Raw genomic sequence first — 14,649 nt, 5'->3', positions numbered from 1 at the left:
GTGCGCGCACATAGCCGCTGGCCCCAAAGCTGTTGCACTTGACCTCAATCGGTCAGTTGCCCTTGCGAACCTGGCCCGGGGTCTGGCCGGTCCAGCGCTTGAAGGCGCGCTGGAAGCTGGCGCTGTCGGCGAAGCCAAGTTCCTCGGCCAGCACCGGTGTCGGCAGCTTGCTGGTTTTCAGTCGGTAGATCGCCCAGTCGCGGCGCAGGCTATCGCGGATGTTCTGGAAAGAGGCGCCTTCCTGAGCCAGGTGACGTTGCAATGAACTGGCCGAGCAGTGCAGGGCGGCACTGGTCTGTTCAAGGTCTGGCCAGCCGCTATGGCGCGCGCGTTCTTCACGCAGATAGACCCGCACCCGGTCGCTGACGCGTGCGGGTATGGCGGGCACCAGAAGGTCGAGCAGGGCCTTGGCCAGGTATTCATGCAGATGAGAACTGTCACGGCGCACGGGAGCCTGCAGTGCCTGGGAGTCGAACCAGATAGTCGAGAAGGCTGTGCCGAAGCGCAGTTCCGTAGGAAAGAGCTTGCGGTAGTCGCCAACCGATTCAGGTTGTGTGAATGCCACGTCGATACCAGCGGGGCGCAAGCTCCCGCCTTCCAGCCAGGCCATGACGCGCCAGATCAGTCGCAGAAACAGCACGTGGGCGAAATCGCGGGACTCGACCTGAGTGGTGAGGAAGTGCAGTTCGACCCTTACGTGCCGACCGTCGTCCAGCAGCACCGGGTCAAGGTCGTCTTGCAGGAGCCGCAGGGTGTGGGTGAATTCCCGCAGGGCGCCGAACAGAGTGTCGCCGGTCAGGGCTGAACGCATCATCAGCATGAAGCTGCCGCGGCGCAATTTTCGCGAAAACAGCGCGATGCCTTCGTCATCGAGACCCTTGATGGTCTTGCGCAGCAGCGCAACGTACTGGTCGACGGTGACGTGGTGGTCCAAGTCCTGAGGCTGCTGTGGATCGATCCCTGCGTCGCGTAGAAAACCCTCGATCTCGTAGCCGCGATCACGGGCTGCGGCGAGCAGGGAGGAGACGAAAACGGAGGCGAAGGTAACGGGGGTTGGATTCGACATTGGTGGATTCTGCAAGTCATTTGCGGCGCCATGACATTGGCGGTTTTGCGCACGGCCATCACATTAAGCCCACAAAGTCACACCGTGCCGCAACTTAAATTCAGGAAAGCCGCTATGAGTCGCAATGTCTATGTGATTGGGGTCGGCATGATCCCTTTCGTCAAGCCGGGCGCCAACGCGCCCTATCCGCAAATGGCCGCTGCCGCCTTGCGTGCCGCGATGGTCGATGCCGGCGTGGGTTACGCGCAGGTAGAGCAGGCCTACGTCGGTTACGTCTATGGTGACTCCACTGCAGGCCAGCGTGCGCTATACGAAGTCGGCATGACCGGTATCCCGGTGGTCAACGTCAACAACAACTGCTCCACCGGTTCCAGCGCGCTGTTCCTGGCCAACCAGGCAGTCAGCGGCGGTGCGGCGGAATGTGCCCTGGCCCTGGGTTTTGAGCAAATGAGCCCGGGTGCGCTGGGCACGCTCTTTGACGACCGCCCCAGCCCCTTCGAGCGCTTCGACCTGGCCACCGATGAGTTGGTCGGGCACGCCGGCATCCCGCTCGCGCTGCGCTACTTCGGTGGCGCTGGCCTGGCGCACATGCAGGAGTTCGGCACCCGCCTGGAAACCTTTGCCAAGATCCGCGCCAAAGCCAGCCGTCATGCTGCCAACAACCCGATGGCGTTGTTCCGTAACCTAGTCAGCGCCGAAGACGTGATGAACTCGCCCGCCGTCTGGCCCGGCGTGCTGACGCGCCTGATGGCTTGCCCGCCGACCTGCGGCGCCGGGGCGGCGATCCTCTGTTCGGAGGACTTCCTGAAACGCCACGGCCTGAAGGGCGCAGTGCGCATTCGTGCGCAATCCATGACCACCGACACGTCCAGGACGTTCGATGCGAGAGACATGCGCGAAGTGGTCGGTTTCAGCATGACCCGCACGGCCGCGCAGAATGTCTACGAGGCGGCCGGTGTCGGTCCGCAAGATATCCAGGTGGTCGAGTTGCACGACTGTTTCGCACAGAACGAGCTGCTCTCCTACGAATCGCTGGGCCTGTGCCCGATCGGTGGGGCGGAGCGCTTTGTCGAGGACGGCGATAACACTTATGGCGGCAAATTCGTCACCAATCCTTCCGGCGGGTTGCTCTCCAAGGGCCATCCACTGGGCGCCACCGGCCTGGCCCAGTGCACCGAGCTGGTCCAGCAGTTGCGTGGCGAGGCAGGTCCACGTCAGGTAGACGGCGCGCGTCTGGCCCTGCAACACAATCTCGGGTTGGGCGGCGCCTGCGTCGTCACCCTCTACGAAAAAGTCTGAGGGGCGACGGATGATCGACAAGAAGTGGATCGGCCACGAACTGGCCGCCACCACGATGACGCTTGAGCGAGGGCGCCTTTGCGCATTCGCCCGGACCATTGGCGAGACCGATCCGTTGTACACCGATCTCGCTGCCGCCCAAGGAGCAGGCTTGTGCGACGTGCTGGTCCCGCCGACATTCCTGTTCGGTGCCGAGCTGGATGCCGGCACCGTGGACAGCATGCTGGCGGATCTGGAAATCCCGATCGCGAAGATTCTTCACGGTGAACAGAGCTTCACCTATCACAAGCCGGTGTGCGCCGGGGAAACGGTCACCGTGAAGTCGCGGATCGCCGATATTTTCGACAAGAAAAACGGCGCGCTGGAGTTCCTGGTCAAGACCTCGCAAGTCCATAACGACAAAAACGAGCTGGTCGCCGAGTTGCGCACCGTGCTCGTGGTCCGCAACTGAGGAGTTCCGACCATGAGTCATTCACTGCAACACGTGAAGGTCGGTGACCGGCTGCCACCCCTGACGCTGGCGGCGGTCGACCGCACCACGCTGGCGCGGTTCGGTTGCGCTTCGGGCGACCTCAACCCGATTCATATCGATGTGGATTTCGCCCGCAAGGCCGGCATGCCGGACGTGTTTGCCCACGGCATGTTGAGTATGGCCTGGCTGGGTCGCCTGCTGACCCAGTGGGTGCCGCAAAGCCGGCTGCGCAGCTTTGGCGTGCGCTTCCAGGGCATCACTCACCTGGGGCACGTCATCACCTGCAAGGGCCAGGTAACCGAGATCGTCGAGGTCAACGGCGAACGCTGCGCAAGGGTCGAAGTGGCCACGGTCAACCAATACGGCCAGGTCAAGATCGTCGGCGACGCGTTGATCGCCATCGCCATTGGCTAACCCCTTTTTTCAACCTTTTGCGGAAGAGACAGATGAGCAAGAAACTCGAAGGTAAAGTTGCCCTGATTACCGGTTCCGGTCGTGGAATCGGCCGCGCCATCGCCCTGAAGCTGGCAGCCGATGGTGCCCGCGTGGTGGTCAATGACCTTGACGCCGAGCCGGCTCAGGAAGTGGTCGAGGCCATCAAGGCCATGGGCGGTGAAGCCGTCGCCTGTATCGGCAGCGTTTCGGCGCCTGATTTCGCCGAGCGCTTCGTCGGCACCGCGGTCGAGCATTACAAGGGGCTGGACATCATCGTCAACAACGCGGGCTACACCTGGGACAGCGTGATCCAGAAGATGACTGACGAGCAGTGGTACGCCATGCTCGATGTGCACCTTACCGCGCCATTTCGCATCCTGCGCGCGGCGCAGCCGGTCATCCGCAACCTGGTCAAGGCTGAACAGGACGCCGGCCTGCGTAACATTCGCAAAGTGGTGAACATTTCCTCCGTTGCCGGGTTGTTCGGTAATGCCGGTCAGGCCAACTATTCCACCGCCAAGGCCGGTATCACCGGCATGACCATGACGCTGGCCAAGGAGTGGGGGCGCCTGAACACCACCGTCAACTGCGTGGCCTACGGCTTTATCAAGACTCGTCTGACCGAAGCCACTGCCGACGGTAACGCCACCGCCGAGATCGAAGGTCGCGAGATCAAGGTCGGTATCAACCCTGACCTGATGACCATGCTCGAGCGCAGCATTCCGTTGGGGCGTGCCGGTACCCCGCAAGAAGCTGCCGGCTCGGTGTACATGTTCTGCATTCCCGAGTCCGACTATGTCAGTGGCCAGACGTTGATCTGTAGCGGCGGGCTGACCGGAATCTAAGCGCCACCGCTGTCCGGACAATCCGAAGCATTCAGTCAAAACAACAAGGACAAATCATGAAAGACAAGCGCGCGTGGTTGTCGCGGATGGCCCTGGTGGGCGTCTCGTTGATAGGCCTTTCGGCGACAGCCGGGGCGGCGGATAAACCCAATATTCTGGTGATCTTCGGCGACGATATCGGCCAGACCAACATCAGTGCCTATAGCCATGGCGTGGTCGGCTACAAGACACCGAACATCGATCGCATTGCCAACGAAGGCATGATGTTCACTGACTACTACGCGGAGAACAGTTGCACCGCAGGACGTTCTTCGTTCATCACCGGCCAGACACCGTTGCGTACGGGCCTGACCAAAGTCGGAATGCCCGGGGCGCCAGTCGGCCTGCAGGCGCGCGACATTACCATTGCGCAGGCACTCAAGGCTCGAGGCTATTCGACCGGTCAGTTCGGCAAGAACCACCTGGGCGATCGCGATGAGTTCCTGCCGAGCAATCACGGTTTTGACGAGTTCTTCGGCAACCTGTACCACCTCAACGCCGAAGAAGAACCCGAGCGTGCCAATTGGCCTAAAGATGATCCGGACTTTGTCAAGGCCGCCACACCGCGTGGGGTCATCCATTCCTATGCCGATGGCAAGATTGAAGACACCGGCGCATTGACCGCCAAGCGCATGGAAACCATCGACGACGAAACCACCGCCGCTGCTCAAGCGTTCATGGAGAGACAAGTCAAGGCAGACAAACCGTTTTTCGTGTGGATGAACACCACCCGCATGCACCTGTTTACCCATGTGCGCGACTCGATGAAAGGCCAGAGTGGCATGCCCGGCAACGAGTACGCGGACGGCATGCTCGAGCACGATGGTGACGTCGGCAAACTGCTGAAAACCCTCGACGACCTGAAGATCGCCGACAACACCATTGTCGTCTACACCACCGACAATGGTCCGAATCAGTTTTCCTGGCCGGACGCGGCAACCACACCGTTCCGCAACGAAAAAAACTCCAACTGGGAAGGCGGGTTCCGTGTGCCGGCGATGGTTCGTTGGCCGGGCAAGATCAAGGCGGGTGAAGTGTCCACTGAAATGTTCTCCGGACTCGACTGGTTCCCGACCTTGCTGGCGGTAGCGGGTGATACCGACGTCAAGGAACGCCTGCTCAAGGGGGCGAATTTTTCGGGCAAGAACTTCAAGGTGCACCTGGACGGCTACAACCAGCTCGACTATCTGACCGGCAAGGCCAAGAGCGGTGCGCGCAAGGAGTTCTACTACTTCAACGACGACGGCGTGTTGGTCGCGTCGCGTTTCGGTGACTGGAAGGCGGTGTTCTGCGAGCAACGCAAGCCAGGAGGTTTCGAGGTCTGGAGCGAACCTTTCGTCTGTCTGCGGGCACCAAAGATCTTCAACTTGCGCATGGACCCTTACGAAAGGGCGGACGTTGTTTCCAATCAGTACTACGACTGGATAATCAAGAACGCTTACCTGCTTGGTGTGGCCACGATGAAAGCCGCGAAGTTCCTGCAAACTTTCGTCGAGTACCCGCCCAGCCAGAAACCGGCCAGCTTCAGTATCGACCAGGTACGCAAGCGGGTGGATGCACAGATCGAAGAGAACGCGCGGCAGCAGAAGCAGCAGTAACCCATCGATGCCACCTCCGGGTGGCATCTTTGTTTGCGCGACGAAGATTTCATCCGAGTGTCGTGCCAGGCAAGGCAGCCAGCAACTGAGGTCAAGTGCAATAGCTTTGATGTCTTCGGCTATTTGAAGTCCACAGTGACGGCCATACCCTCTGTTCACGCAGCGATACCTGCATGGTTGAACGCGACAGTGGGTGTTGGTGGTCTTCAGTTCAGAGGAATCAAGGCATGATCCAGGAAATGGCGGTTCAGCGAGTGGCCCGCGTGTTCAATACCCAGCGTGAGGCTTTCCGTGCTCAACCTCATTCCTCGCTGGCTGAGCGCCAGGCCAATCTGATCGCACTGCGCACCCAGCTACGGCGTTACCAGGACGCCATTGTCGCGGCGATGAGCGCCGATTTTGGCCATCGCTCCGCCGTCGACACCAAGTTCCTGGACCTGATGGGTTGCATCTTGCACATCAATCACACCCTCAAGCATCTGGGGAGCTGGATGAAGCCAAGCCGACGCCCCACAGAGCTGCTGTTCAAGGGCAATCAGTTGTGGGTGGAGTATCAGGCGAAAGGCGTGGTGGGGGTCATATCGGCATGGAATTTTCCGGTTTACATCGCCATTGCGGGTCTGGTCAGTGCGCTCGCCGCAGGCAACCGGGTGATGCTCAAGATGTCCGAGTTCAACCCGCACACCAACGAGGTCCTCAAGCGTCTGCTGGCAGAGGTGTTCGACGACTCGCAAGTGGCCCTGGTCGGTGGTGAGCTTGAAGACCCGGGCTTTTTCTCTTCGCTGCCATTCGACCACATCATCTTCACCGGGTCCCCCGGGGTCGGGCGTCTGGTCATGCGTGCCGCCGCAGCCAACCTGACACCGGTAACACTGGAGTTGGGTGGCAAGTCGCCTGCGGTGGTGCTGGCGGACTACAACCTGAGCGATGCCGCGCGACGTATCGTTCACGGCAAGGGCACCAATGGCGGGCAGATCTGCATCGCACCGGACTACGCCCTGGTTCCCCAGGACGATATCGAGCGCTTCGTCGGCGAAGTCCGCAGTCAGTTCCAGGCGCTGTACGGCGAACGGCCTGCCGCTAACGATGACTACAGTTCGATCATCGATGATCGTCAGTTTCAGCGCCTCCAGGGCCTGCTTGAAGATGCGCGGGCCAAGGGCGCCCGGATCATTGTCTGTGGCGAGGTTGCCCCGGGGCGCAGGATGCCGTTGCACATCCTGACGGGTGTGACGCCGGAAATGCGGGTGATGCAGGAAGAGATTTTCGGTCCGCTGCTGCCGGTATTGGGTTATGACAGCCTCACCGGTGTGGTGGCTCACATCAACAGCGGGCAACGTCCCCTGGCGCTGTACATTTTTTCAACCGACACGATGAGCATCGATCGATTGCTCAAACGGACCCATTCCGGTGGCGTGACCATCAACGATTGGGGCTGGCACGCTTTCAACCACGGTGCTCCTTTCGGTGGCACGGGAAATTCCGGTATGGGCAACTATCACGCAGAAGAAGGGTTTCGCGAGCTCAGTCACGCACGCACTGTGTTCAAGAGGCGTACCTGGTTTCCCACCCATCTCTTCCATCCACCCTTTGGCGGCCGGCTTCAGAGCCTGGCGCTGGCGTTTTACCTGGGCAAGCCGGATGCGGATGTGAAGTCTTGAGGAAGAATGATATGAGTCAGAGTGTGTTCGATTACGTGGTGGTGGGTGGCGGCTCGGGTGGCTGTCCGGTGGCGGCGCGCCTCAGTGAAGATCCTCAGGTCAGTGTTTGCCTGCTCGAGGCCGGTGGCAGTGACAAGAAAGTGTTGATTCAGGCACCACCGGGCGTAGTGGTGATGATGCGCGAAGGCTTCCATAACTGGTCCTACGAAACCGTGCCCCAGCCGGGGCTCAACGGGCGCAAGGGTTACCAGCCGCGTGGCAAGGCGTTGGGCGGGTCCAGTTCGATCAACGGCATGGTCTACGTCCGCGGCCATCGCTGGGACTATGACCATTGGGAGAACCTCGGCAACCCCGGCTGGAGTTATGAGGAGGTTCTTCCGTATTTCAAGAAGTCGGAACACAACGAGCGCTTTGGCGAGAGCGAGTTCCATGGCGCTGGCGGCCCGCTGAATGTCGCTGAACTGAAGTCGCCGAGCCCTCTGTGCGAAGTCTTCATGAGTGCCGCCGAGGAGCAGGGCATCGCCCGTACTGACGACTACAACGGTCGCCAGCAGGACGGTTGTTTCCGCTACCAGGTGACCCAGAAGGATGGAGAACGCTGCAGCGCGGCCAAGGGCTACCTGTGGCCGATCCTTGATCGGAATAATCTTCAACTTTACCTCAACGCTCCGTTCCACAGCCTGATCTTCGAGGGCAAGCGCTGCGTGGGTGTGCGTTACCACAACGGCAAGGATGTGCAGGAAGTGCGTGCCCGCCGTGAAGTGATTCTCGCCGCTGGCGCCTTTGGTACTCCACAGGCCTTGATGCTGTCGGGCATCGGGCCGGCCGGGGAGTTGACCCGGCTGGGTATTCCGGTGCTGGTGGACCTGCCAGGCGTCGGCCAGAACCTGCAGGATCACATCGACTACACGGTGCCGTACAAGGTCAGTCATCCGGAGGGTTGCCTGGGCCTCACCGTGGGTTCCAGCGTCAAGCTGGCGGCGGCTGCCGTGGAGTGGGCGAGCAAGCGCAGCGGCATGCTGACCACCAATTTCGCCGAGGCCGGCGCCTTCCTGCGCTCCGATCCGGCGCTGGACAAACCGGACCTGCAGATGGTCTTCGTCACCGCCGTGGTCGACGACCATGGTCGACACCTGCATTGGGGTTATGGCTACAGCTGCCATATCGAGGTACTGCGCCCGAAAAGCACAGGCACCGTGACCCTGCGCAGCCGCAATCCGCTCGACGCGCCGGTCATCGATCCACGCTTTTTCGATCGGCGTGAAGACATCGAGTTGCTGATCCAGGCGGCGAAGACCCAGGCCCGGATCCTCGAGTCCACCCATTTCGCCCGTTTCGGGCCGCAACTGATCTATCCCGTCGACTGGAATGACGACCGGCAGATCGAGCAGGACATACGCCGTCGCGCGGATACCCAGTATCACCCGGTAGGCAGCTGCAAGATGGGCCCTGACAGTGACCCGCTGGCCGTGGTCGATGCGCGTCTGCGAGTGCGCGGTGTCGAAGGCCTGCGGATTGCCGACGCCTCGATCATGCCGACCATTCCCGGGGGCAATACCAACGCGCCGACCATCATGATCGGTGAAAAGGCTGCCGCCATGCTCAAGGAAGACGCGCGTCCCCTGTGAGCCTGTCTGTGATTCGAGTTACTTCCACGAAGCGATCAAGGCCCCGATCCACCAAGGGGCCTAGTGTCAAGCATGGGGTGTCACAATGGACAAAAATGATAAAGAGCTCTCCCTGCAAGCCGCCAAGCACACGCTTAGCCTGAATCCAGCATTCGGCCCTCGCGGGCGCGACATACTCAGCAGCGCTCGCATGGTCCTGCAACAAGTGTTGAAGCAACCCGTGCACAGCGCCCGACACATGGCGGCGTTCGGCATGGAACTGAAAAACATCCTGCTCGACCGTTCGGATCTCAAGCCGGCGGCGGGGGACAAGCGTTTCGATGAGCCAGCCTGGCAGGGCAACCCGCTGTATCGTCGCTATATGCGAGCCTATCTGGCCTGGTGCCGGGAAATGAACGACTGGATCAGTAGCAGCAACCTCAGCGATCAGGATGCCAGCCGTGGCCAGTTCGTCATCAACCTGCTGGCCGAGGCGATGGCGCCGACCAACACCCTGGCCAACCCTGCGGCCCTCAAGCGTTTCTTCGAAACCGGTGGCAAGAGCATTCTGGATGGATTCGCGCACTTGACCCGCGATCTGATTGAAAACGGTGGCATGCCCAGCCAGGTGGACAAGACGGCTTTCGAGGTGGGCGGCAATCTGGGTACGACGCCTGGCGCGGTGGTGTTTCGAAACGAGGTGCTGGAGCTGATTCAGTACAAACCTCGAAGCGAGCAGGTGCTGGAGCGCCCGTTACTGGTGGTGCCGCCCCAGATCAACAAGTTCTACCTGTTTGATTTGGCGCCGCAGAAGAGCCTGATTGGTTTTCTTCTCGACAGTGGCATCCAGACCTTTGCCGTCAGTTGGCGCAATCCGGGCAAGGCGCAGCGCGAGTGGGGCTTGTCCACCTATGTCGAAGCCCTGAAAGAGGCGGTCGACGCAGTGCTGGCGATTACCGGCAGCACTGATTTGAACACCTTTGGCGCGTGCTCCGGAGGCAGCACCATGTCATCGCTTTTGGGCCACTACGCGGCACTGGGCGAGAGCAAGGTGAATGCCTTCACCCTGGTGGTCAGCATGCTCGATATTCGCCCCGACACCCAGGTCTCGCTGTTCGCTGATGAGAAAACCCTGGAGGCGGCCAAGCGCCGTTCTTATCAAGCGGGTGTGCTGGAAGGTCGTGAGCTGGCAAAAGTCTTCGCCTGGATGCGCCCCAATGACCTGATCTGGAGCTACTGGATCAACAACTACCTGCTCGGTAACGAGCCGCCTGCATTCGATGTCCTCTACTGGAACAACGACACCACCAACCTGCCGGCCGCGCTGCACGGCGAATTCATCGAGATGTACCAGACCAACCCGTTGGCCCGTGCCGGCGCTCTGGAGGTCTGCGGCACTCCAATAGATCTCAAGCAGGTCACCAGCGATTTCTATTGCATGGCAGGCCTGACCGACCACATCACCCCATGGGATGCCTGCTACCGCTCGATGCACCTGTTCGGCGGCCAGGGTGAGTTCGTGGTGTCCAACAGCGGGCATATCCAGAGCATCCTCAACCCGCCGGGTAACCCCAAGGCCCGCTTCATGACCGGCAGCAGCCTGCCGGTTGATGCCCAGGATTGGCTGGAAGGTTCCAGTAAAGAGACCGGCTCCTGGTGGACTCACTGGCTGGCCTGGTTGCAAGCACGCTCCGGTCAGAGCAGGAAGGCCCCCGTCAAGCTGGGCAACAAGGCTTACGTCGCGGCTGAAGCGGCTCCTGGCACCTACGTGCACGTGCGCTGACTCGCTGTAGCCGGACGGGCGCTTGCGTCCCGTCCTGTCCACGTTCCAGATCCCTTGGCCCGGCGCCGCAGAAGGAACCTCCGTAACATGTCACAGCCCTTTGTCTATCGCACCATCGAACTGGAGGGTGGCCATCTGCGCGTTGCCATTCGTCCAGGCAAGGCCGATCTGCCGCCGTTGCTAGTCTTCAATGGCATTGGCGCCAACCTGGAGCTTTTGTTTCCATTCGTCCGGGCGCTTGATCCGGACATGCAAGTGATCGCCTTCGACGTGCCCGGTGTCGGCGGCTCCTCCCTGCCGAGCTTGCCTTACCGGTTTTCTGACCTGGCGAAACGGGTTTCGCGCATGCTCGATTATCTGGACGTTGGCCAGGTCAACGTGATCGGCGTGTCCTGGGGCGGAGCGCTGGCACAACAGTTCGCCCACGACTTTCCACAGCGTTGCAAGAAACTGATCCTGGCCGCCACGTGTGCGGGCATGGTGATGCTGCCGGCCAAACCCAAAGTGCTCTGGAGGATGGCCACTCCGCGCCGTTACATTCAGCCGTCCTACGGCGCGCGGATCGCGCCGGACATCTATGGCGGTGCTTTTCGCCATGACCCGGCACTGGCACAAGCGTTCGCCAGCAAGGTGCGTTCCGGCGGCAGGCGCGGTTACTACCTGCAACTGTTGGCGGGCCTGGGCTGGACCAGCATTCACTGGCTGCATCGGATCCATCAGCCGACCCTGATTCTGGCCGGCGATGACGACCCGATCATTCCGCTGCCCAACATGCGCCTGTTGGCCAGGCGCATTCCCAATTCGCAGTTGCATGTGATCGGCGATGGCCATCTGTTCCTGGTGGCCCGGGCGCAAACCGTTGCACCGATCATCTCGTCCTTCCTCGCGCAGGAACGCCAGCGCGCTAGAATTCATCAAGCGTGACATGAGCAGTTCATTGGTTCGCTAGCCTTATGAAATCCTCCAACACGATACTCATCCGCACCAAATGGTCGCCGCCCCGAATCGATCCCCGGTCGCTGCCGCGTGAGCGTCTGCTGGAACTGATCGAGGCAGGGCGCGAGCGCAAGTTGACCTTGATCCTGGGGCCTGCGGGCAGTGGCAAGAGCACACTGGCGGCGCAATGGCGCCAGCGCTTGATCGGTGCGGGGCTGGACGTCGCCTGGTTCAACCTGGGGGCCGACGACGAGACGCTCTGGGCGGCGTATCTGGTCGCCAGCCTGGGGGCCGCGGGCCTGGCTGTCGGCGACGACATCATTGGCCTGAGCGAGCGCACTGACCAGCGTTCGCTGGAGGTGTTGCTGTCGCTGCTGGTCAACGCGCTCTACGAGCATCCTCGATCCATTTATCTATTCCTCGAAGACCTGCATTTCCTCACTGCGCAGCCGGCATTGGCGATGATCCAGCGCCTGATCGATCTGGCGCCGGACAACTTCCATCTGGTGATCACCACACGCCAGCGTCCGGCGCTCAATCTGTTGGCGATCGGCATCAAGGGGCAGTTGACCCAGATTGATTTTGCCGACTTGCGCCTGACGGCCGAGGAACAGTTCAGTCTGCTTGAGCTCAACGGTCTCGAAAACCTGTCCGGCGAGCAGCAACAACGTCTGTATGAGCTGACGGACGGTTGGGCCGCGGGCCTGCAGATCGGTGTCCTGTCACTTCGCCACAGCGGTAATTTTGAACAGAGCCTGCGAGCCTGTGGCGGCATGGTCATGGCGATCGATGAATCAGGTCTCGATGCCTACCTGGATGACTGCATCAGTCGTGTGCTTTCTGCCGGGCAAATCGCTGCCATGGTCCAGGTTTCGACCTGCCGACGATTCAATCGCGAGCTGTGCGTCGCATTGACGGGCAGCCCGGAAAACGCGGCGGTGCTTGACATATTGCTCGAGCAGAACCTGTTCCTGTTGCCGATCGACCTCGAGGGTCGCCTGCAGTGGTTCCGTTTCCACCAGATGTTTTCCGGGTATCTGCAACGGCGCCGCAATGAGCTGCCGGTTGTGGAGGTAATTCGGGTCAATCACGCCGCCAGCCAATGGTTTGCTGATCACGGTTTGTACGTCGAGGCGATTCGTCATGCTCAGGCAGCCCAGGACCTTGAGGGCAGCGTGCAGTTGCTGGCACGGGCGGCGAGGTCGCTGATCGGTGACGCGCATTTTGCACAACTGCTGCAGTTGGCCGACGAGTTGCCGCGTGAAGCCTGGTCCAAGCAGATTGACTTGCTCCTGGCGGTTGCCTGGGCAGAACTCACCTGCAATCGCATGGAGAGATTCGAGCTCACACTCGCTTCGATCGAAGCTCACCCGGAAGTCAGCCGGCCGGAAATAGACACTGAATTGCAATTGCTGAGGGCCATGTACCTGCTCAGGAGGGACGATACGACAGCTGTACTGGCGCTGCTCGAGCCCTTGATGGCACAGCCGCCCAGCCAGCGTCACTTTCACCTGCTGATGCTCTATACCCTTGGTGGCGTGGCATTGCTCAAGGCTGGACGAACAGTGTTTGTACGGGATCTGGTCTACAGCACGCGAGGTCTGCTCCGGCGCGCGCAAGGCCCTCGGGCCCGGCCGTTTTTCGATGCGCTGTGTGGCCTCAGTTTTTTTGTCCAGGGCGATATGAACCAGGCCCGCCGCGATCTCGAAGGTGTCCTGGTGCAAGTGACGCGCAACGAGTCGCTGGCGCAGGATGTCGCCATCTTCATCAAGTCCACCCTGGCGTTGACCTGCTATCACTTGAACAGCCTGGAAGCCGCCGAGGACTACGTTGAAGGCTGCTTCGGGGTCGCCGAGGTCCTGGGGACCTCTGACTGCATTTTGTATACCTACCTTGCCCAGGCGCATTTGCAGTGTGCTGCGGGCAGGCTGGAGGCGGCCCACGCCACCCTCGATCGATTGGGCGAGATCGCCGAAAGCATTGGCCTTGATCGCCTGCAGGCGTGGCGTTTTGCCGAGCAGATACGTATTGCCTGCCATCAGCATGATCTGGCCCGCGCGCGCGAGCTGTTTCGCAGACTGCGCGCGCTGGCCATGCCTTACCTGGACAAGCGCGGTTGTGCCTGGGCGGAGATCCCCCTGGCCTGCGCAATGGCACACACGGCCTTGGCCCTGGCCGAAGGCGACTATCGATGCGCGATCGAGGTAGGGGAAAGCTGGGCACTGGTCTGTCAGGAGTGGGGGCAGTTACAACCAGCTACCGTGCTGCGAATCCGTGTCGCTATTGCCAGGACAGCGCTCCATGAACCACAAGAGGCCCAGCGCCACATGTCCACGGCACTGCGCAATGCCTGCGAATACGGGATGTTCCGGGTGTTTCTTGATGAAGGAACGGTGGGGCTGCGCCTGCTGCAATCGCTTAGTGTCGATGCACTGACAGCGCTGGAGCGTGACTACATTCAACACTGTCTGATGCATGGCGCCGATTCGCAGAGCCTCTCGAGCGGGACAGGTGAGGGTGGTCGGGCACCTGCGCCCGGCAGCGATATCCTCTCGCCCCGTGAGCTTGAAGTGGTCGAACATCTGGCCCGTGGGCTGTCAACCAAGAGCATCGCCAAGGCCCTCGATCTTTCGCCTGGAACCATCAAGTGGCACCTGAAGAATATCTTCGGCAAGTTGGGTGCCTTTTCTCGCGAGGATGCAGTGAGCAAGGCGCGGCAAGTCGGGTTGCTTAACTAACGCAGTATCGCCTTGGCATCCTCGCAAAAGTCCAGGTATTGAACCGTTGAACCGTTGAACCGCGCCACCACCCCTCCCTAGATGGGAGGGTTGCCAGTTTTCACCTTGGGGTAGGGTGCCGGGTAACGGTGGTGAAACCGTGCATGCAGGGTTCATGTGAGCGCTGATGG

General features: G+C 60.9%; 11 protein-coding genes. 10 read left to right on the top strand and 1 reads right to left on the bottom strand.

Annotated features, from left to right (window positions below; translation table 11 throughout):
- Positions 1–52: 52 nt before the first annotated feature.
- Positions 53–1,066, bottom strand: a complete 1,014-nt coding sequence (locus KW846_RS08085) for an AraC family transcriptional regulator (RefSeq protein WP_007973383.1) — start codon at positions 1,064–1,066, stop codon at positions 53–55.
- Positions 1,067–1,180: 114 nt separating this feature from the next.
- Here KW846_RS08085 and KW846_RS08080 point away from each other — a divergent pair, with 114 nt between their 5' ends.
- From KW846_RS08080 to KW846_RS08035, 10 genes are all read left to right on the top strand, one after another.
- Positions 1,181–2,365 (top strand): lipid-transfer protein, encoded by a 1,185-nt coding sequence (locus tag KW846_RS08080; RefSeq protein WP_218481883.1) that lies wholly within the window; start codon positions 1,181–1,183, stop codon positions 2,363–2,365.
- A gap of 10 nt (positions 2,366–2,375) precedes the next feature.
- The gene (locus tag KW846_RS08075; RefSeq protein ID WP_007973380.1) at positions 2,376–2,816 is read left to right on the top strand and encodes a MaoC family dehydratase N-terminal domain-containing protein; all 441 of its coding nucleotides are present in this window, start codon (positions 2,376–2,378) and stop codon (positions 2,814–2,816) included.
- A 12-nt stretch (positions 2,817–2,828) separates the two neighbouring features.
- Complete coding sequence (locus tag KW846_RS08070; RefSeq protein ID WP_095967153.1) at positions 2,829–3,251, top strand: MaoC family dehydratase; 423 nt, start codon at positions 2,829–2,831, stop codon at positions 3,249–3,251.
- Between the two features lie 32 nt (positions 3,252–3,283).
- Positions 3,284–4,117, top strand: coding sequence for an SDR family NAD(P)-dependent oxidoreductase (locus KW846_RS08065; protein WP_007973378.1), 834 nt, complete (start codon positions 3,284–3,286; stop codon positions 4,115–4,117).
- Between the two features lie 56 nt (positions 4,118–4,173).
- Complete coding sequence (locus tag KW846_RS08060) at positions 4,174–5,754, top strand: arylsulfatase (RefSeq protein ID WP_218481882.1); 1,581 nt, start codon at positions 4,174–4,176, stop codon at positions 5,752–5,754.
- A gap of 227 nt (positions 5,755–5,981) precedes the next feature.
- Positions 5,982–7,415, top strand: coding sequence for a coniferyl aldehyde dehydrogenase (locus KW846_RS08055; protein WP_218481881.1), 1,434 nt, complete (start codon positions 5,982–5,984; stop codon positions 7,413–7,415).
- Between the two features lie 11 nt (positions 7,416–7,426).
- Entirely contained in the window at positions 7,427–9,043 is a 1,617-nt protein-coding gene (locus tag KW846_RS08050; protein WP_218481880.1) for a GMC family oxidoreductase, read from the top strand.
- A gap of 85 nt (positions 9,044–9,128) precedes the next feature.
- Complete coding sequence (gene phaC / locus KW846_RS08045) at positions 9,129–10,805, top strand: class II poly(R)-hydroxyalkanoic acid synthase (protein WP_007973374.1); 1,677 nt, start codon at positions 9,129–9,131, stop codon at positions 10,803–10,805.
- An 87-nt stretch (positions 10,806–10,892) separates the two neighbouring features.
- Positions 10,893–11,729, top strand: a complete 837-nt coding sequence (phaZ, locus tag KW846_RS08040) for a poly(3-hydroxyalkanoate) depolymerase (RefSeq protein WP_218481879.1) — start codon at positions 10,893–10,895, stop codon at positions 11,727–11,729.
- A gap of 29 nt (positions 11,730–11,758) precedes the next feature.
- The gene (locus KW846_RS08035; RefSeq protein ID WP_218481878.1) at positions 11,759–14,479 is read left to right on the top strand and encodes a LuxR C-terminal-related transcriptional regulator; all 2,721 of its coding nucleotides are present in this window, start codon (positions 11,759–11,761) and stop codon (positions 14,477–14,479) included.
- The last annotated feature ends 170 nt before the right edge of the window (positions 14,480–14,649 follow it).

Origin of the sequence: Pseudomonas sp. PDM32, from assembly GCF_019219225.1 — a bacterium.
Lineage (GTDB): Bacteria > Pseudomonadota > Gammaproteobacteria > Pseudomonadales > Pseudomonadaceae > Aquipseudomonas > Aquipseudomonas laurylsulfatiphila.
Note: the sequence above shows the minus strand (reverse complement) of the source record. Positions and strands in the feature narration are given on the sequence as shown.